This window comes from Phormidium pseudopriestleyi FRX01, assembly GCF_017313335.1.
GTDB lineage: Bacteria > Cyanobacteriota > Cyanobacteriia > Cyanobacteriales > Laspinemataceae > Laspinema > Laspinema pseudopriestleyi.
Window position 1 is genome coordinate 1 of the sequence record NZ_JAFLQW010000185.1, and the last position, 20482, is coordinate 20482.

A 20482-nucleotide genomic window follows, 5' to 3' on the forward strand; every position below is an offset into this window, starting at 1 on the left:
GATCAACCTCGGGTCTTGCTTGACCCCAACAAGCTCTCTGAAGATGGTACCATCGCCCTAGCGGGTATTGCCATTAGCGAAAATGCTCAATTCATGGCTTATGGTCTCTCTTCCTCCGGTTCCGATTGGCAAGAATGGAAAGTTCGCGACATTGAAACTGGCGAGGATTTATCCGACCATCTGCAATGGATTAAATTCTCCGGTGCTTCTTGGACCCACGACCATCAAGGGTTTTTCTACAGTCGCTACGATGAACCGAATACCAAAGGCCAATATGAAGATGTTAACTATTATCAAAAACTCTTCTACCATCGCCTCGGCACTCCCCAATCTGATGATATTTTAATCTATGATCGTCCGGATGAAAAAGAGTTGGGATTTAGCGGGGGCGTCAGTGAAGATGGCACGATTCTAATTATCTCCGTGTGGCGCGGTACTGACCCAAAAAACTTGGTATTTTACAAAGATTTAACCAATCCTAATGCTCCCGTTATTGAATTAATTACCGAGTTTGAAGCCCAGTATGGGTTTATCGATAAAGAAGGGGATTTGTTTTGGTTTCAAACGGACTTAAATGCACCCCGAGGACGGCTGATTTCTCTGAATATCCTCACGGGCGATCGCAACGAACTTATTCCCGAAGCGCCAGAAACCTTAGAAAGTATCGGCCTTTTAAATAATCAGTTCGTTGCTGATTATTTAAAAGATGCTCGCAGTCAAATTAAACTGTTTAACCTGGATGGTTCCTTCATCCGCGAAGTCGAATTACCCGGAATAGGTTCTGCCGGTGGATTTAATGGCAAACGCCACGATACCGAAACCTTTTATAGTTTCACCAGCTTTACCACCCCACCCACCATTTATCGTTACGATATGGTGACGGGTACGAGTACCATTTATCGGCATCCCCAGGTAGACTTCAACCCGGATGACTATACAACGGAGCAAATCTTTTATACCAGTAAAGATGGCACCCAAATCCCGATGTTCATCATCCATAAACAGGGAATCCAACGGGATGGGAATAATCCGACCTATTTGTATGGATATGGGGGATTTAATATTTCCCTCACCCCAAGTTTTTCCGTCTCCCAAGTTGTCTGGATGGAACTAGGCGGCATCATTGCCATTCCCAATCTGCGCGGTGGGGGAGAATATGGAGAAGATTGGCATCAAGCGGGGACGAAGTTAAATAAACAGAATGTGTTCGATGATTTTATTGCCGCTGCCGAGTGGTTAATCGAACATGACTATACGCGACCTCAGAAACTGGCGATCGCCGGTGGAAGTAATGGCGGATTATTAGTCGGGGCCTGTATGACACAACGCCCAGACCTGTTCGCTGCCGCCCTCCCCGCCGTCGGTGTCCTGGATATGTTACGCTTCCATAAGTTTACCATCGGCTGGGCCTGGTGTTCCGATTACGGTTCCCCGGATAATCCCGATGAATTCAAAGCCTTATATGCTTACTCTCCCTTACATAACCTCAAACCCAGTACCGCCTATCCAGCCACATTAATTACGACGGGGGACCACGACGATCGCGTTGTTCCCGCACATAGTTTCAAATTTGCCGCCGCCTTACAAGCAGCACATACCTCGACGGCACCTGTGATGATTCGCATCGAAACCAAAGCGGGACATGGTGCCGGAAAACCCACGGCTAAAATCATCGAAGAAGCTGCCGATAAGTGGGCATTTCTAGTCAGAACCCTAGAGATGGACATCCCAGTTAAGTAGTAACAACTTCAGTCGTTACTAAGAACTTGGAGAACGCCTGAAGGCGTTACTACGAACTTGGAGAACGACTGAAGTTGTTACTACAAACTTGGACGGTTAAAAGTCGTTGTTTAACTGGTTAATCCCCCGTTCATAGATGGACCGGGCGAAGTCGGTCCACATTCCTTGTCCCCAGTAGCGAAAACAACTGGTTTGGGTTAACAAATTGTTGAGTAAGGCTTGACGATAGCGCGGTTCTTGGGTAAAGTTTTCATCACCCATGAGTGGGTCAATTTTTTGATGAAATAGGGCGCTGAGTGAATTCATCGGTCCGACTACATTTTCATAGCCTTGTACCCAATTGAGGTTATTGGTCCAGGAGGAACCATCTACATGGAATTGATGGTCTTCTTGCGTTAAATGAGCGATCGCCTCGGCCATTTTTTCGGGGGTGACATTCTCTGGATCAAGCCGTTGCCAGATTTTATGTTGCTGCACCGCTTGACAAGGGGAATAATCTTTCGGAGAACAGCCTGCTGCTTCAATCAGTTCTAAATATTCAGTCCCATTGAGGGCGACGGTTCCAGATTTACCGCCATTATTTTGGGCAATTTCATAAGTGGTGCGTTTGAACCCATCGGGAAATTCATTCATCATCACGCCTCCATTTTCACCGTCGCCAATTTGGGTAACAATAGGGGGAACAGTTACGGAACCAATTTGCTGTTTAGACAGGGTTTTTGCTTCATAATAGGGCTGCATTTGAGCCACTAATTTAGTATCAGACCCTTGGGTTTTAATTAAGGCGGTGATACTGGTGGTTTCCCCGTGGGAATTTCGGGCAATTAGGCGGTGGGGAAGATGTTTGTATCCGAGACTATGACCCTCTAAGGTTTCGACGGAATGTTCCTGAACCATAATCCAGCGATAGCCACTTTCTTTGAGGGCTTTGATAAACTCAAAGAGGGTATCAGGATGGTTGGGAAGGTGCATTTCTGGGGGTGAAAATCCTTTGACTCGGGCGAGGGCTTCCCAGCCAAAAATTGAGGCAAAATAATGTTGCCATGCTTGAATATGCAGTTTGAGGTCCGGCAGGGGAGTGGAGGGAACGACGGCATGACTCCACATGGTTCCTAACCATTCGACATGGAGATAATATTGGGGGTCGCAGGTGATCCGTTTGAGGTTATCGATGACATCATGCCGTCCCATTTGTCGCAATCCCCACAATAAATTGCCGGAGTAATCTAACATGACCCGGGGATTACAGCCGTTGGCGACGAGTTCGGGAATAAGTTCTCCCATGCGACTATAGCACCAGGAGAAGGGTCCGGCATTGTGATTATCGCCTTGGCCGGTATGTTCAAACATATATTGCAAGTGGCCGATATATTCACCGTTGGGTCCTGCCGGGATGGTGGGTTGGTGCATATGCAAGGCGATCGCAAATGCAGCACTAATCTCTTCTAATCGAATATTTGTAATAGGCAAGAATACAGGTTTATTCTGTTGGACGACGGAACGAACTGTTTTTTCCCACCCGCAAATATTGGGTAATCCTTGGGCAAATTCATCTAATTTGGGGAGTTCTGTGGGTGTGGGAGCGATGGAAACCATAATTTTAATTGCTGCTTTAACGTGCTATTTTTAGTTTACCGTTGATTGAGTATTTTGCAACCGACAGGTTTTGAATTCTATCAAAATTATGTTTCCGAGTTTTTTGCCTTCTGATGTTGAGTTTTTGACGGAATCCACTTCGATCTCCCTGGCACAACGAATTGAATGTCAGGACATCCTGACTTCCTTGGGCGATCGCCCGATTCCGACAAGTTTCGTTCGGCAAGGTCGGGGGGGACCGCCGATTTTGTTGCTACATGGTTTTGATAGTTCTGTGTTTGAGTTTCGCCGTTTGCTGCCGTTGCTGGCAGTGCATCACGAAACTTGGGCGATGGATTTATTGGGATTTGGATTTACCCATCGCTTGCCGGAAATTCCGATTACACCCCCAGGGATTAAAACCCATTTATATGAGTTTTGGAGGCAGTTAATTGAACAGCCGATGATTTTAGTTGGGGTATCAATGGGGGGTGCAACGGCTATCGATTTTACTCTATCTTACCCGAATGCGGTGCAGAAATTGGTGTTAATTGATAGTGCTGGGTTTGCCAAGGGTCCGGCGATGGGGAAGATGATGTTTCCCCCCCTAGGGTATTTGGCTACGCAATTTTTAAGAAATCCTCGGATTCGACAACAAATTAGTCTGAAAGCGTATTGCGATCGCGCGTTAGCAACGGCTGATGCCTCAGCTTGTGCCAGTCTCCATTTGCAAATGCCGGGGTGGGATCGAGGCACGATTGCCTTTACCAAAAGCGGAGGCTACAACTTTTTAGCTGATAAAATTGAGCAGGTAGACAAACCGACTCTAATTTTATGGGGAGAAAATGACCAAATTTTAGGAACAGCAGATGCTTACAAGTTCAAGGAGGCGATCGCCTCAAGTCAGCTAATCTGGATTCCCAACTGTGGTCACGTTCCCCATTTAGAACAACCTCAGATGAGTGCCGATCGCATTCTGGAATGGTCCAAGGTGTGAACTCATCCCCGGCTGTTCCCCAGTTGCCAAAAAAGTTTGGCAACTGGGTCTTTTTCGAGACAGAATATAAAGAGATAGCAAAACCTAAAATTAGGGAATGCAAACAGTACCAACCCTGAAGTCAAAGCCCTTGGCCCTTTGTCCTGAAAGCCAGGGAGCAGGGGACTCCCCCGGATCAGGAGTGCAAAAACCCGGGTGGTTAAGGCCAAATTCAGGATGCGGCAGGGACCGAAACTCGACCCCCGATATTTTTGGGGTCCTCGGTTGGAGGTCCCGAGGAAAGCATCTGCTCATCGGGATACGAGCCGTAAAAACGTTTAGGGGTTTGAGTTTGGGAAGGAAAGAATGCAAAAAAAATTGAGCCAACAACCGGAGGACCGCTTGACAAATTGGGCCGCCCCAACCCCTCGCCCTTTGGAGGGCCGGGAGAGTTTCCAATCCGCTGAGGAAGAACTGCGACAGGCTTATGAGCGATTAACCTTTCATGTGGAAAACTTTCCCCTGGGGGCGATCGAGTGGGATTGTGCGATGGGGGTGAAACGATGGTCTTCCCAAGCGGAACATATTCTAGGCTGGAAGGCGGCAGAGGTGATGGGTATTCCTCGAATAGAGTGGCCTTGTAACTATCCCGAGGACGAACCCCTGGTTACTGAAGCTGTCCGTCGGTTAATCGAGGGAGATGAATCTCACAATTTAGTTCGTCATCGAAATTATACTAAGAATGGGGAGGTGATTTGGTGTGAGTGGCATAATTCGGCTCTGTTAGATCAGGCGGGACAGCCGATTTCGATTTTATCTCTGGTACAAGATATCACCGAGCAGAAACAGGCACAGCAGGAACGGGATCAATTGATTTCTAACATTGATCGGCAAAATCAAAGCCTAGAAGCCTTGGTGCAAGAGCGAACGGCGGAATTAGCCCGGACGGTGGAACGGTTGGAAATCGAAATTGCCCGACGGGAGCAACGCGATCGCCAGTTTTCGTCCATCGGTGCCAACTTACCGGGGGTGATGTATCGGGCGATTCTTCGCACCGATGGCCGAATTACAGTTCCCTTCATCAGCGATGGCATTGAGGAACTCACGGGGATTGACCCAATGGATGCGATGGCGGATTTGTGGGGATTATTTGGCCTGGTCCATCCGCACGATCGCGAGGGGTTTCGTGAGCGCATCGCTTCCCTCGGCAAAATGCAAAAACCCCGAGAACATCAGGAATTTCGGATTATTAGTGCTTCGGGAGAACTGAAGTGGGTGCAGGATAATACCCATTATACTTGGATGGAGAATGGGGATGTGATTGCTGATGGAGTGATGTTGAATATCAGCGATCGCAAACAGGCGGAAGAGGCGATGCGGCAACAGGTGGAACGGGAACGGTTACTCGGGGCGATCGCCCAACGGATTCGCCAATCCTTGGATTTAACGGCGATTTTGAGTACCACCGTTGAGGAAGTGCAGCAAGTGCTCGGGTGCGATCGCGTCTTAGTCTATCGCGTCTGGGCTGATGGGACCGGCAGTGCGATCGCCGAAGCGGTCAAACCCGGTTGGTTGAAGGTGTTAAATCGGGTCTTCCCCGAAGAAGTATTTCCCGCAGAAAATTACCAACGGTATATCGAAGGACGAATTTGTGCCTTAGTTGACCGGGATGCCGGACAGATTTTACCCTGTTTGGTAGAGTTTATGAAAAGCATCGAAGTCCGAGCGAAATTGGTCGTTCCCATCGTCGAAAAAGATACCTTATGGGGATTATTAATCGCCCATCAATGTTCTGGACCCAGGCAGTGGCAAGGCTGGGAAATTGACCTTTTAGCCTCTTTAGCCACTCAACTGGCGATCGCCATTCAGCAGTCGGAACTCTACGAACGTCTACAGGTCGAACTGAGCGATCGCAAAAAAGCCCAACGCCAAATTAAAGCCTCCTTAGAAGAAAAAGAACTCCTCCTCAAGGAAGTTCATCATCGGGTCAAAAATAACTTACAGGTGATTTCCAGTATTTTTTCCCTGCAAAGTTCTTATATTGAAGAAGCGCGAATTTTATCGATTTTACGCGATAGTCAAAACCGCATTGCTTCAATGGCCTTGATTCATGAAAAACTTTACCACTCTGACACTCTGGCCAAAATTGATTTTAATGATTACATTGAAAGTCTGACCAGTAACTTGTTTTCCTGCTATAATATGACTTCACAAAAAGTTAGCTTAAAACTGCACATTGAAAAAGTTTACCTCAATTTAGATACCGCAATTCCTTGCGGATTAGTGCTGAATGAACTGGTATCAAACTCTCTCAAACACGCCTTTCCAGACAACGAATCGGGAACCATCTTTATTGAATTTACAGTGGAAGCTAATCAGCAATTAAATCTGATAGTACGCGATACGGGTCGGGGCTTACCCGACGAATTAGACTTCAAAAAAACTAATTCTTTAGGACTACGCTTAGTCCGTGCTCTGACCCGACAATTGAGGGGAACCCTGGACATTAAAAACAATCAGGGAGCTTGCTTTCAAATTACCTTTCCCTCTCCTCAAGCTCTTTAACGCTGTTCCGGGGACCCGCAAAAGGGTTCAATCTCTAACCCCTTTTTGCTTTAACCCAGACAACTTCAGTTTTATAATTGACACAAAACTTGAGGGACAGGAATTCTGTTTCATCAGACCGATTAAACTTGGGGGAAACTTGCCATGTCACATAAAATTCTGGTTGTAGAAGATGAAGCCATTATTGCCGAAGATATTGCCCTCCGCCTAGAAAAAATGGGATATGAGGTAGTGGATATCGTCGCATCAGGAGAAGAAGCGATCGCCGCTGCTGCGATTCATCAGCCGGATTTGGTGTTGATGGATATCATGCTGCAAGGGCTGATGGATGGGATTATGGCAGCGGATAAAATTCGGGAAACCTTAGAAATTCCCGTGGTTTATTTGACCGCTTATGCTGATGAAAATACCTTAAAACGGGCTAAGGTGACTCAGCCCCTGGGTTACATTCTCAAACCCTTTCGGGAAACTGAACTCTGGGTGACTATCGAAATAGCTTTATCCCGCCATCAGGCAGAATTGGAGGTCAAAAAAGCAGTTTCTACCGCAGAAAATAAGCGTTATAAGGCCGAAGAAGTGAGCGAAATTAAATCTCAATATCTGTCGATGGCCGCTCATGAATTTCGCAATCCCCTGACGACTATTCAATCTTCAGCGGAATTAATTCAGGAGTATGTGAATAATTGGCCCCCGGAAAAAACCCAAAAACATCTTGAACAAATTGTGATGGCAACAGAAAGCCTGAATCATTTACTGGAAGATATTTTAAAATTTGGCAAGGCGGATTTTCAAAAAACCAGTTTAAACCCGGCCCCCTTAAATCTGGCATCATTTTGCGAGAGGATTGTGGAAACCTTTCAATTGAGTGCAGGAGATGAATATCGCTTGATTTTTAGGCAACAAGGAGAATCCCGGACTGCCTACCTCGACCAAAAATTGTTGTGGCATCTGTTCAATAATTTAATTGCCAATGCGATTAAGTATTCTTCGGCAGGAGGGGAGATTGTTATTAGCCTATCTTTTGAGGCAGATGAGGTGGTGTTTCAAATCTGCGATCGCGGAATTGGCATTGACCCCGAAGAAATCAAGACCCTGTTTGTGCCATTTTCTCGCGCTTCTAATGTGGGAACTATCCCGGGAACCGGGTTGGGACTGGCGATCGCCAAACGATCTGTGGATTTGCATCACGGTCAAATTACCGTGGAAAGCCAACTGGGTCAAGGGACAACATTTACCGTTACCCTTCCCCTCAACCCAGTCCCCTAACTGTTACCCTTTCACCCGTTCTCGCAGACCCTGTTCTAATCGGTCCAATAACGTATCCACATCGGCAGATACCGTTTCAAAACATTGGGGAGGGGATGGATCGGTGACAAATTCTATCACCTTCAATTGCCCTTGATTAATCCCTACGAGGAGAACCTCAGTTTCTGGATTAAACCCCTCAACAATTCCCACGACTTCTTGTAAGAAACTCCCCACGGTTTCATTGAGTTTAGCTACTGCCTCTTTTGGGCAGTAAATAAAATGCGGTGTGGGTTTCAAATCGATTCCCATCACACTGCCATTATGTTGATTTTCCAGCCAGAGGCCCCAGGAAAGGGCTGCTAATTCCTGTTGGTGAGCTTTGGCAAAATCTGCTAACTCATGACGCCATCGGTCTTCTTCTTTCTCTGGCTGAAGGTTGCCCGGTAAAAAACCAGTCATTGCTATTTCTCTTGCGTTCCGATTGGATGATTTGATTACTTTAAACCCATTTGTACGCGCCATAACCCTGCATAAATCTCTCCTAGTTCCAGGAGTTCCTCATGAGTGCCGCGTTCTACCAATTCTCCCCGATCCATGACATAAATGCAATCGGCATTTCGGATGGTAGAGAGACGATGAGCGATCGCAATCGTAGTGCGGTTTTGAGTAATCCGTTCCAGCGATCGCCCGATCGCCGCTTCCGTTTCATTATCCACCGCTGATGTCGCTTCATCCAAAATCAAAATCGGCGGATCTTTCAACAATGCCCGGGCGATCGCCAATCGTTGTCGCTGTCCCCCAGAAAGCTTCTGCCCCCTTTCCCCCACAATGGTGTCATACCCTTGAGGCAGTTCCATAATAAAATCATGAGCTTCTGCCAGTTTTGCCGCCTCAATTGCATCCTCATACCTGGCATCAAAACTGCCATAAATGATATTTTCTGCCACCGTCCCATGAAATAAAAACACATCCTGACTCACTAATCCGATTGCCCGTCGCAAATCCTGCAACTGAATATCGCGCAACTCTATCCCATCTAAAGTAATACTTCCCGACTGGATTTCATACAGTCGCAGCAACAGCTTCACTACCGTACTTTTCCCCGAACCTGTCGCCCCAACTAAGGCAATAGTTTTTCCCGCAGGAATCTCTAGGGATAACTGATTAATCACCGGATTGCGATCAAAATAGGCAAAGGTAACATCCCGCCATTGAATTTCGCCGCGTACTGTCTGAATCGGTAACGGTTTATTCCCCGGATGGGTGGCGATCGGTGTATCTAATAAATTCATCACTCGGGCGACAGAAGCCGTTGCCCGTTGATACAAATCTAACGTTTGACCCAACCGCGTTAACGGCCATAATAACCGCTGAGTTAAAAAGATTAAAACGCTGTAAGTCCCCACCGCTAAATTCCCTTCTACCGCAGCTAAACCGCCGAACAATAATGTCGCGGTAAAAGCCACCAAAATGATGATTCTAATTAAGGGAATAAAAGCGGCAGACAGGATAATTGCTCGTCGATTGCTTTGACGATAATTTTCACTCAACCGTCCGATGCGTTTGCTCTCATAAACCTCAGCAGTATAGCTTTTAATCGTGGTAATTCCACTTAAATTATTGCTGAGTTGGCTATTGAGCAAGCTGACATTTTCTCGAACATCGGCATAGCGAGGGGTCAGCAATTTCTGAAAGGCGATCGAACCCCAGATAATAAAAGGCATGGGCAATAGTGCCATCCATGCCACGGTTGGCGCTAACACAAAAAAGACTGTTCCAATGATAATCACCGTCGTGATCACCTGGAGAATTTCATTCGCACCAACATCCAAAAAGCGCTCTAATTGGTTAATATCATCGTTTAAGATAGACATAAACCCGCCTGTGGACCGCTCCTCAAAATAGGCCAAGTCTAGGTCTTGTAAGTGGCGATAAACATCCAGGCGTAAATCATGTTGTAGGGTTTGGGCTAGATTGCGCCAGAGGCGATCGTAAGCATACTGAAAGACCGATTCCATCACCCAGAGAATAAAGGTCAGGCCACTGATAATCAGCAATTGTCCGAAGACATCAGTCACCCCAAATCGGGCAATGAAAGAGTTTTCTTCATTAACAACCACATCCACTGCAGCCCCAATCAGGGCCGGAGGTGCCAAGTCAAACAGTTTATTGAGAATAGAACAGGCGATCGCCTGCCAGATTTGAACTCGATATTGATGTCCATATTCCAGCAGACGCCCCAAGGGATGCCCTGAATGCTTACGGGTCATAGTGCGATTGACTGACACGGAATTTATCAGTATAGGGGTTAAAGATCTAGCCCTGTCAAGGTGATAAATTTGATGACCAAAAATCCTTATTTCATGTAGGGGCGCAATGCGCAGGCCCCTACATGGGCCTGCGCATTGCGCCCCTACAAATACACCTTGACAGGGCTAGGGTTAAAGATCTCCCTCTATCATACGCAATCAGCTTGCCTCCCATGAGGATGAGTTGTTTTGCCTTGAACTCCTCGAACGTCGGTACAGTTTTAGCGCCCAGGGACAAGAAACCGGGTTTTTGGCCCTTTCTGGGTTGCGGATTGGCAAAAATTTTGTAAAAAAACCCGGTTGTCTTCCCTTGACTGTACTCCCTCGGCAGAGATTGCCCCAAACCCTAACTCAGGATATTGAGATTAGGGTTCCTCCCAGGTGCGATCGCGCTGCTTATTGAATCTGAGAATCAATCGGCTGGGGCTGAACTCCGGGATTAATTTGCTGTTGCTGGGGCTGAACTCCGGGATTAATTTGTTGCTGCTGAGTGGGAGTCCCTGGCGGAACCGGCTGTTGCTGAGTGGGAGTCCCTTGGTTGGGTTGTCCTGGGACCGTTTGAGTCGGGCTAGAATCCGTCCAAGTTCTAATCACGGTGCCATCGGGTAGGGTTTGAATGGTTGTACCATCGGGTAGAGTTTGGACCTGATCGGGCGCTACTGCTTCTCCCCCTGGGACATTACCAGGTTCGCCCATGTCGCCTTGTTCTGGGACTTGGCTGTCCGGTGGAGGTGTTTGCAGTGGGGGTTCACAGAGGTTATTGAGATTCCTAGCTTGGCCGGAAGAATCAATCATAAAACAGCCTGGATATTCTTGGGCGATCGCTCCATTGGAAGCAGGCAACGTTAAGGCAAAGACTCCAGATGTCATCAAAGTTAAGGTGACTTTTAAAGGGTTAAACATTTTGAGGGATTCTCCTTGTTTGATTTCTAATTTATTGCTGTATCCAGTGACTTAAATAAACCTATTTTTGAAAAATTATTGTAACTATAAAAATTAATTTACAATAGAACAACAAAAGCAATTAATATTGAATGATAATTAATTTTTAAAATATTTTTAACGTATTTTTACCTTCTAAATATTTTCTCTAACTTTCACAATTAAAGCAATGAAAGAATGCTTAGTCTTGGCTTCTGCCAAGACTAAGGCAGGCCGATAGTAGGAGGGTTGATTTAGAAACTGATAATATTATGCAAAAATAAACGGAAAATCTACTCTCTCAGTAGAGAGATTTATCCCTCATCCCCCAGACAGAGTTAACCAGAATCTGGCTTTCCAAAATTTAGGGTTAAATTTAGCCCACCTGTGCGAGTCATGAACCTAGGGCATCGGTAGCGGATTAAAGAAGCAGTACCAGAAACCAGGTTTTTGCACCCAATTTGGTGTTCAGGGGCAGAAATTTTGTAAAAACCCCGGTTTCTTCACCCTGCTGTACCGATGCCCTAGGCTTTTTTGGGGATTATTTGCAAATTTTTACGGTATTAGCGGCCCGGGTGGCTTTTGCCCTAGCTTCTGCAATGTTCTGACCTTTTGCTAAAGCGACTCCCATGCGCCGGAAAGGACGAGAATCGGGTTTACCAAATAATCTTAAATCAACATCGGGTTCTATGAGGGCATCGGCTACCCCTTGATAAGAAATTGAATCGGAATGTTCTTGGGCTAAAATAACTGCACTGGCAGAAGGACCCAATTGTTCAATTTTGGGAATGGGTAGCCCTAAAATGGCTCTCAGATGAAGTTCAAACTCGTTGAGATTTTGGGAGATGAGGGTCACCATGCCGGTATCGTGGGGACGGGGGGAGAGTTCGGAGAAAATTGTCTCATTTTTGGTGATAAAAAACTCGACTCCAAAAATACCTGCACCCCCTAAAGCATGGGTGACTTTTTGGGCGATCGCCACTGCTTCTTGGACTCGTTCCGGTGAAATATCTGCCGGTTGCCAGGATTCTTGATAGTCGCCGCGTTCCTGACGATGACCGATCGCTGGACAAAACAACGTGGGATGATCCCACTGGCGAATTGTCAAGAGAGTAATTTCCAGTTCAAACTCAATGAATTCCTCAACAATTAGTTTTTGAGTATCGCCTCGGGAACCGGCGATCGCATAGTTCCAGGATGCCTCGACTTCCGTGCGATCGCGAACGGTAGATTGTCCTTTTCCCGAAGAAGACATCACCGGTTTAACCACATTGGGAAATCCGATTTTTTCCGAAGCGGCGATTAATTCGTCTAAGGTGGTGGCATAAGCATATTTAGCGGTTCTAATGCCTAACTCGCGATGGGCGAGTTCCCGAATGCGATCGCGATTCATCGTGTAGTTGGTTGCTTTCGCCGTGGGAATGACAATAATGCCTCTGTCTTTCTCAAATTCGAGTAATTTTTCCGTGCGAATGGCTTCAATTTCTGGGATAATAAAATTAGGCTGATGGTGATTGACGATTCGTTCCAAATCGTCTGGATTCAGCATAGAAATTACTTCAGAATAATCCGCCACTTGCATCGCGGGAGCATTTGCATAGCGATCCACGGCAATGACTGTATTCCCGAGACGTTGAGCGGCGATCGTAAATTCTTTTCCGAGTTCGCCTGACCCGAGAAGCATTAATTTTTGGGGTAAACGCATCGAATTGATTCCCAATTGACTGGACTGCCAACTATTTTAAACCGTTTATTCTCAAATTCAACAGATGGGAAGCGGGGGAGCAAACCCTTACAAGAGTAAGTTTTTTACGTTTATGGTGATTCGCCTTACTATATCCGATCCTTTATCCGTTGTGGAATGCCCTCACCCCCAACATAAGGCGGCCCAAAGGGGGAGAGGGGAGCATCCGAGGGCATAAATCATAAAGGATTGCTATATAGCAATCCTTTATCCGTTGTGGAATGCCCTCACCCCCAACATAAGGCGGCCCAAAGGGGGAGAGGGGAGCATCCGAGGGCATAAATCATAAAGGATTGCTATATTAACTTCAGCGACGGTCCCCGGACCTTGGCAAGGTCCGGGGACCGTTCGTAAAAACCCGACTCTTGTAAGGGGGAGCAAACCCCCGACTCCTGTTGCACCGCATTAAAACCATTCCGAACCGGGATGATCGCTGCTTTCTTCCCACCCCTGGGGGTTTATTTTCCCCTATACTGCATAACTTTCCCCAATGCGATGCACTTTAATCAGGTTAGTTACGCCAGTAATCGGGAGGGGTAACCCGGCAATAATGACCACCAGGTCTCCTTTTTCAACAAATTGCTGTTCTAGGACTGTTTTTTCTAATAAAACAATCATTTCATCTGTATTAGAAACCTCTTCCAGTTGCAAAGATTGCAAACCCCAATATAAGGCGATACGCCGTTGAATGAACTCATCCGTGGTGACAGCGATCGCCGGGATAGATTGGCGATATTTCGACAATAAACGGGCGGTAAATCCATGTTCCGTAAAGCAGAGTATTGCCTTGGCATGGAGGTTTTGCGCCAGTTGGCAAGCGGCATGAACCACCGAGTTTCCAATCGGATATGCCTCAATTCCCGTCACATATTGTCGGGAAGAGATTAACTCAGCCTCGGCAGTTTCAGCAATCAGTGACATGGTTTTAACGGACTGAATCGGATAGGTTCCAACTGCCGTTTCGCCCGACAGCATCAGGGCATCTGCCCCATCATAAATCGCATTGGCAATGTCAGAGACTTCCGCACGAGTCGGGCGCGGATTGTGAATCATGGACTCTAACATTTGAGTCGCGACAATCACAGGTTTTTGATGAATTCGACAGGCTTGTAAAATGGATTTTTGGAGGGTAGGAACCCGTTCCAAGGGAATTTCTACCCCTAAATCTCCCCGGGCCACCATGACAACATCTGCCGTTTCTACAATCTCATCTAAACAATTTAGGGCTTCATGACGCTCGATTTTAGCAATAACATGAGCGGTTTTATCTTTGCTGTTAATTATGCCTTTAACTTCTTTGATGTCCGACGCTTCGCGAACGAAAGAGAGGGCAACATAGTCAATGTTTTGGTCCAAGCCAAAATTCAAATCCTCAATATCCTTTGGGGTCATCGCTGGAGCCGATATTGAAGAATATTGGAGGTTGATTCCTTTGTGACTGTTGACGGGACCGCCATAAATCACCGTTCCGTAAATTTCTTTCTCATAAATGCGATCGGCTTGGATGCAAATCAGACCATCATCAATGAGAATTGAATCCCCTTCTTTAACATCATCGGCTAATCCTTTGTAGGTGGAACTAAAGCGAGCAGCATTCCCGAGTACCTCTAGCATCGTCATGATGGTTTGATCCCCAGGATGGAGGACAACCCCAGGTTCCATTTCTCCGACGCGGATTTTTGGACCTTGCAAATCCTGGATAATCGCGATCGGTTTATTTAATTCGGCGGACACTTCGCGAATGGTGCGGATATTTTGTTCGTGAGTGGAATAGTCACCGTGGGAGAAGTTTAAGCGAGCTACATCCATTCCCGCTAAAACCATTTCTTTAATGGTATTGCGATCGCAACTAGCTGGACCAAGAGTGCAGATAATCTTCGTTTTACGCATGAGATTAAACCGATTCAAGAGGAATGCAGGACATCAGTTAGCAGTTTAACCGAATTTTAATAAAAATTCCGGACATTTATCCTGTATGATCGGGGCAGGTTTTGCCATTCGGAGTTGAATCAAATCCAGATCTGGAACGTTAATTGCACATTTTAATCTCAATGGGTAGGGTTAAATGTGACCCAGGATACATCTGCTCAGTGAACCAACCGGAACTCGCATAGATTTACCAAATAATTATTGCCATTATCGTTAAAAATGAAATCGGTTATCATGACTTTCAATCTCATCATAAAAATTGCCATTTTATCTGATTCTTCGATATAACAACGACAGTCTTCGGTTTTATGTCTTCCTGATCTCCCCCATCTCCCGCATCCTCCCCATCTCTCCATCCCCCCTATCTCCCTCTCCGGTTAGAGGATCGCCGATCGCACTCGTGATATCTCGGTTAAATTGGCCGTTCATATTTCCCAACGGGTCAATTCATAGGATATATTTCTAAAATAGCCCAATCCAAACGGTTTTTATCCAACCCTTAAATTCCCGTGATGATCCGGATGTCGATGTAGTTTACAGCAGCGATGCGGGCTTAAAATAGCGAATCAACTCCTGCCTTTATCCCACTCCTTGAGCGATGAATATTGCCGAAATTCTACACAAACAAGTTGAAGAAACCCCAGATGCGCCAGCAATCCTGGAGATGCGACGCGGTGCAAGCGGCAGGGTGAGTTTTGCCGACTTGGAGTTGAGGGCGAGTCGGGGAGTGACCCTGTTGCGACAAAAAGGGGTGCAGACGGGAGATACTATTTTGCTCATGCTGCCACTATCAACGGATTTTTATGTTGCACTGATTGCCCTTTTTAGACTCGGTGCGATCGCCTTAATCCTTGACCCCAATGCCAATTCTGATGAACTCGATCGCGCCTGTACCTTGTGCCGCCCGAAAGCCATCATTACCACCACCAAAAATCTGTTTTGGCGGTTTTTCTCCCGAGCTTTTCGCAAAATCTCCCTCAAATTTACCATCGGATTTTCCCTCCCCACTCTCATTTCTTGGCAGAGAGCACAAACCCTAGAAACCGATTTTAAAATTACCGAAATTGAGCCGGAAACTCCAGCATTAATCGTCTCCACCATCGGATTATATGAACAACTAAAATTCATTGAATTAACTCATGAATATTTAATTTCACAGCAAAAATATCTGGCAGAAATCCTCCTGATTCATCCCGGAGAAATAGATATTACCCTCCAACCGCTTTTGGGGTTAATTAATCTAGGATTAGGGGTTACGAATTTATTGCCAGAATTCAAAATAAAAGTACCTTTAATTCATCAAAATAAACCGATTCTGAATGCCATTAACAAATATCAACCAACTCGGATTGCTGCTTCTCCCACCTTGCTGGAAAATCTAATCGCGGCTCTGCTTAAAAAAAGAGAACTATTAACCCCGGTTTATAAAATATTTATTTGGGGAACGCCAATTTTGCCCAGTCTCTTCAATCAAGTCAATCAAATTGCACCCCAAGCAGAAATTATCGCTCTTTATGGAGAAACCGCCGCGATCGCCAGCCTCTCTCGCCGAGAAATCGCAGCCAGCGATGTCAGTCAAATGCAGACCGGAAAAGGCTTACTCGTGGGCAAACCCGCCTCAGATATCCAGTTAAGAATTATCCCCAACCAATGGGGCGCACCCATCGCCCCCTATCAAAATCAATCCGAATTTGAAGCCACCTGCCGCCCTTATTCAGAACCGGGAGAAATAGTGCTGCAAGGCGATCGCTTCATCACCCGAACCTTAAACGAACTCGGGGACGAACCCATGAACTTTCGAGTCGGGGAACAACAATGGCATCGCACCGGCGATGCAGGATACTTAGACTCCCAAGGACGATTGTGGTTACTCGGACCCTGCCAAGATTGCATTCAGGATAAATTCGGAGTGATTTATCCCCTAACTGTAGAATGCGCCGTTGATTACAATCGGGAAGTCCAACGGGTAGCCTTTTTTTCCTATCGATATCAGCGGACTTTAGTCGTAGAAATGGCCGACAAAACCGGCGATCGCACCTTATCCCAACGCAGTTTATCTTCCGTCCTAGAATCCCTACAATGGGCCAATGTAGAAGCGTTGCGCGTCGTCGAAAAAATCCCAATGGATAAACGCTACCCACGCCGAGTCGATCGCGTAGCATTGGAACGGATGCTGGATGAACAGGAGTGACTGGGCGCTTACCGGAACAGGAACGGCCTGAATTGTAAAACCAGCCAGTAACCGAATGGTTGAGAATTGCCCAATTCGGGGTTAAATAATTGAAGCTCTTTCGCGACTTGTGAAGATTTGTGTCTGACCTAAAAAAACCCGCTCGTTCTCTAGCTGGAATTGCCGGTCTTGTGGCGATCGCCACCTTGATCAGTAAAGTCTTTGGTTTAGTGCGCCAACAAGCGATCGCCGCCGCTTTTGGAGTCGGTCCCGCCTTTGACGCCTATAACTATGCTTATGTAATCCCCGGTTTTTTGCTGATTTTACTCGGGGGGATCAATGGACCCTTCCATAGCGCGATCGTCAGCGTCCTCGCTAAACGTAAACCGGAAGAAGCAGCCCCCCTCGTCGAAACCATCACCACCCTGATTGGCGGATTGCTGCTGATTGTCTCCGGGGTTTTAGTCCTGTTTGCCGAACCTCTGATGGGTTTAGTCGCACCAGGTTTGAACATTTCCGCCGCAGAAGCAGCGGCCCAGGGCCTTTCTACCCCAGAATTTGAAACCCTGCAACTGACCCATGCGATCGCCATCCAACAATTCCGGATCATGGCCCCCCTCGCTGTCCTCGCCGGATTAATTGGCATTGGATTCGGCACCCTCAATGCCGCTGACCACTATTGGATTCCCTCCATCAGTCCCCTATTTTCCAGTGTGGCGCTCATCGGTGCATTAGGCATTTTCATCCTCCAAGTAGGCGGTGATATTGGCCTTCCTGAATATGCCATGACCGGTGGGATGGTGTTAGCTTGGGGAACCCTTGCCGGTGCAATTCTCCAGTGGGTTGTGCAGGTGGTGACCCAGTGGCGCAGCGGTTTAGGGACCTTGCGTCTGCGGTTTGAGTTTAATCGTCCAGGGGTCAAAGAGGTGATGAAGGTTATGGGACCGGCTACCTTATCCTCGGGAATGCTCCAAATTAATGTCTATACAGACTTGTTTTTCGCCTCTTACATTCCTCAAGCTGCTGCTGCTTTGGGTTATGCCGGACTGCTCGTGCAGACGCCCTTGGGGATTGTTTCTAATATGCTGTTAGTGCCGCTATTGCCGGTGTTTTCCCGATTAGCTGACCCCAATGATTGGCCACAACTGAAACAGCGGATTCGCCAGGGTTTGATGTTGACTGGCCTAACAATGTTACCCATCGGGGCCTTTACCGTCGCCTTATCTGTGGCGATCGTGCGAGTCATTTATGAACGCGGGGCCTTTGACCAAGCCGCTTCGGCATTTGTCGCCCCCATGCTGATGGCTTATGGGATTGGGATGTTTGTCTATTTGGGACGCGATGTGCTAGTCCGGGTGTTTTATGCTTTGGGAGATGGGGAAACCCCTTTTCGGGTCAGTATCGTGAATATTTTTCTGAATGCGGTCCTGGACTTCTTTATGGTCAGAGCATTTGGTGCACCGGGTTTGGTCCTGGCAACGGTAGGGGTGAATATTATTTCTATGCTGGCGCTGTTGATTTTACTCGATCGCAAGCTGAATGGATTGCCTTTAGCCGAGTGGAGTAAACCCCTGGGGTTGTTAACTGCTGCAAGTGCTCTAGCCGGTGTAGTCGGTTGGGTGATTCTTCAATGGTGCGATCGGCTTTTTGAAGGCACGAGTTTATTAACCTATCTCCTGGAATTGGGTCTGTCTAGTTTGGGTGGATTAGTGGTTTTTGTGGCGATCGTCAGTCAAATCAAATTACCCGAAGTAGATATATTTATGCAGCGCATCCGTCAACGCTTTGGGCGATAAACCGCTGTCAATCAGTGCAATCAGTGGTCACCAATTCTTAACCACAGATTGCACTGCTATTTCATTCTAAATAACTTCTTGAGTAGGGTAAGGCCAAATCCCGCCAAACGTTGGGCTTGAGCCATATTGTCAAATCCATAATCGCGATATAGATTCAGTGCAAAATTGCGAGCGATCGCCCAAATTTGAACCAAGGGTTCTGTCCTTATACGAGAGGCATCTTCACCTTGGGTTACATCCCGCACATAATGAACCTTATTTTCGACTCCCCAATACCCTCGAATTCGCTTGGCAAATTCTTCAGCCGTTTCAATCAAAGAAGAAACGTAAAAACGAATTTCAACACTTGTTTCAATAATATTTGCTCGATGGACTTCGCGGTATGACTCAACACGAATCACGGTTTTAAGTCCCGGAAATTCAGGAATATTATCTAACTGATTACTAATACTGACCGTGCGTTTTTCAACTCGACAATGACCAACATTGTTCGATTCATGAGTCTGAATCGCTTCACTCGCACTTATGACAATCGTTCTCGCCTAACCGATATCGAAACTTTAAATTCAGTGGGTCAGGAAATTTCTAGTTTCTCTTATACCCTAGATGGAGTTGGCAACCGAACTCAAGTGGTGGAACATGACGGTCGCACAGTAAATTACGCTTACGACTCAGTGAACCGTCTGCTTCAGGAAAAGATTTCTCCGGAGAACCGGACTATCGATTATACCTATGATTTAGTGGGCAATCGGCTGTCTCGTAATGATTCGGTTCTCGGATTGACCACTTATGATTATGATGCGAATGACCGATTGACCCAGATGTTATCTGCTGGGGTAACGACCCAGTTTACCTACGATAACAATGGTTCGATGCTGAGTCGTGACAACGTTCGAGAAACCGTCACTTATGACTGGATTAACGATGGGGAAAATCGGTTAGTTGGAGTCAATTCAACTGATGCGGGGGGAAATCAGAGCGTTAATTACGTTTATGATGCTCAGGGGAATCGGGTTACAAGTATCGGTGATGGAGTGCGAACGAATTACTTGGTGACTCCGGGTGGGTTGTCTCAAGTCCTGGCAGAGTATGACTCTAATGGACTGGTTACGACGGATTATACCTATGGTTTGGGGTTAGTACGTTCGGTTGAAGGAGGGTCTGAGTCGTTCTATCACACCGATGGTTTGGGTTCGGTACGGATGTTGACCGATACGACGGGTTTGGTAAGCGATCGCAATAGCTACGATGCTTATGGAATGTCCTTGTCTAATTCTGATGGAAGCTATCAATTTGCTGGGGAACGTCGGGATGCGGAAACAGAGTTGGATTATTTGCGGGCCCGGTATTATGACCCGGAATTAGGACGGTTTATAGAAAACGCCGTAAAACCCACGTGCTTTAGCCGTGGGATATAAGGGGGTTAGCGTAGGTACGTAGCTAACCAATTACTTAGTTTTTTGGTTCTCAACATATCTCTTAATCGTATCCCCAGAAACTGCCCCCGCC

At 46.7% G+C, this 20482-nt stretch carries 15 protein-coding genes; 8 read left to right on the plus strand and 7 right to left on the minus strand.

Going from position 1 to position 20482, the window contains the following annotated elements; translation table 11 throughout:
• Positions 1-1740, plus strand: a 1740-nt coding sequence (locus J0895_RS06630) for a prolyl oligopeptidase family serine peptidase (protein WP_207087319.1), incomplete at its 5' end; no start/stop codon positions are given.
• A 96-nt stretch (positions 1741-1836) separates the two neighbouring features.
• On the opposite strand, the gene J0895_RS06635 is transcribed toward J0895_RS06630, so the two are convergent.
• Complete coding sequence (locus tag J0895_RS06635) at positions 1837-3336, minus strand: glycosyl hydrolase family 57 (RefSeq protein WP_207087320.1); 1500 nt, start codon at positions 3334-3336, stop codon at positions 1837-1839.
• An 88-nt stretch (positions 3337-3424) separates the two neighbouring features.
• Here J0895_RS06635 and J0895_RS06640 point away from each other — a divergent pair, with 88 nt between their 5' ends.
• The 3 genes from J0895_RS06640 (at position 3425) to J0895_RS06650 (ending at position 8122) form a co-directional block, all read left to right on the plus strand.
• Positions 3425-4312, plus strand: a complete 888-nt coding sequence (locus J0895_RS06640; RefSeq protein WP_207087321.1) for an alpha/beta fold hydrolase — start codon at positions 3425-3427, stop codon at positions 4310-4312.
• Between the two features lie 345 nt (positions 4313-4657).
• Complete coding sequence (locus tag J0895_RS06645; protein ID WP_207087322.1) at positions 4658-6856, plus strand: PAS domain-containing sensor histidine kinase; 2199 nt, start codon at positions 4658-4660, stop codon at positions 6854-6856.
• A gap of 144 nt (positions 6857-7000) precedes the next feature.
• Positions 7001-8122, plus strand: a complete 1122-nt coding sequence (locus J0895_RS06650) for a hybrid sensor histidine kinase/response regulator (protein ID WP_207087323.1) — start codon at positions 7001-7003, stop codon at positions 8120-8122.
• Between the two features lie 3 nt (positions 8123-8125).
• Here the strand turns inward: J0895_RS06650 and ccmS are convergent, their stop codons facing one another.
• Both ccmS and J0895_RS06660 read right to left on the minus strand, forming a co-directional pair.
• Entirely contained in the window at positions 8126-8563 is a 438-nt protein-coding gene (gene ccmS, locus J0895_RS06655; protein ID WP_207087324.1) for a beta-carboxysome assembly chaperone CcmS, read from the minus strand.
• Between the two features lie 35 nt (positions 8564-8598).
• Complete coding sequence (locus tag J0895_RS06660; RefSeq protein ID WP_207087325.1) at positions 8599-10374, minus strand: ABC transporter ATP-binding protein; 1776 nt, start codon at positions 10372-10374, stop codon at positions 8599-8601.
• 223 nt (positions 10375-10597) lie between these two features.
• Between J0895_RS06660 and J0895_RS06665 the strand changes: the two genes are divergently transcribed.
• Complete coding sequence (locus J0895_RS06665; RefSeq protein WP_207087326.1) at positions 10598-10816, plus strand: hypothetical protein; 219 nt, start codon at positions 10598-10600, stop codon at positions 10814-10816.
• Here the strand turns inward: J0895_RS06665 and J0895_RS06670 are convergent.
• The 3 genes from J0895_RS06670 to pyk form a co-directional block, all read right to left on the minus strand.
• Complete coding sequence (locus tag J0895_RS06670; protein WP_207087327.1) at positions 10810-11316, minus strand: hypothetical protein; 507 nt, start codon at positions 11314-11316, stop codon at positions 10810-10812. The two genes, J0895_RS06665 and J0895_RS06670, sit on opposite strands and share 7 nt — an antisense overlap.
• A gap of 559 nt (positions 11317-11875) precedes the next feature.
• Positions 11876-13054, minus strand: a complete 1179-nt coding sequence (gene purT, locus J0895_RS06675; protein ID WP_277989792.1) for a formate-dependent phosphoribosylglycinamide formyltransferase — start codon at positions 13052-13054, stop codon at positions 11876-11878.
• 492 nt (positions 13055-13546) lie between these two features.
• Positions 13547-14968 (minus strand): pyruvate kinase, encoded by a 1422-nt coding sequence (gene pyk, locus J0895_RS06680; RefSeq protein WP_207087329.1) that lies wholly within the window; start codon positions 14966-14968, stop codon positions 13547-13549.
• 637 nt (positions 14969-15605) lie between these two features.
• Here pyk and J0895_RS06685 point away from each other — a divergent pair.
• Both J0895_RS06685 and murJ read left to right on the plus strand, forming a co-directional pair.
• Positions 15606-17198 carry an AMP-binding protein gene (locus tag J0895_RS06685; RefSeq protein ID WP_207087330.1) on the plus strand — a complete coding sequence of 531 codons (1593 nt, stop codon included), beginning with the start codon at positions 15606-15608 and terminating at the stop codon, positions 17196-17198.
• A 119-nt stretch (positions 17199-17317) separates the two neighbouring features.
• On the plus strand, positions 17318-18973 hold the full coding sequence (gene murJ, locus J0895_RS06690) for a murein biosynthesis integral membrane protein MurJ (protein ID WP_207087331.1): 1656 nt from the start codon (positions 17318-17320) through the stop codon (positions 18971-18973).
• Between the two features lie 56 nt (positions 18974-19029).
• Here the strand turns inward: murJ and J0895_RS06695 are convergent, their stop codons facing one another.
• Positions 19030-19506 carry an ISAs1 family transposase gene (locus J0895_RS06695; RefSeq protein ID WP_207087333.1) on the minus strand — a complete coding sequence of 159 codons (477 nt, stop codon included), beginning with the start codon at positions 19504-19506 and terminating at the stop codon, positions 19030-19032.
• On the opposite strand from J0895_RS06695, the gene J0895_RS06700 reads away from it, so the two are divergent.
• Complete coding sequence (locus J0895_RS06700) at positions 19450-20391, plus strand: RHS repeat domain-containing protein (RefSeq protein ID WP_207087332.1); 942 nt, start codon at positions 19450-19452, stop codon at positions 20389-20391. The two genes, J0895_RS06695 and J0895_RS06700, sit on opposite strands and share 57 nt — an antisense overlap.
• The last annotated feature ends 91 nt before the right edge of the window (positions 20392-20482 follow it).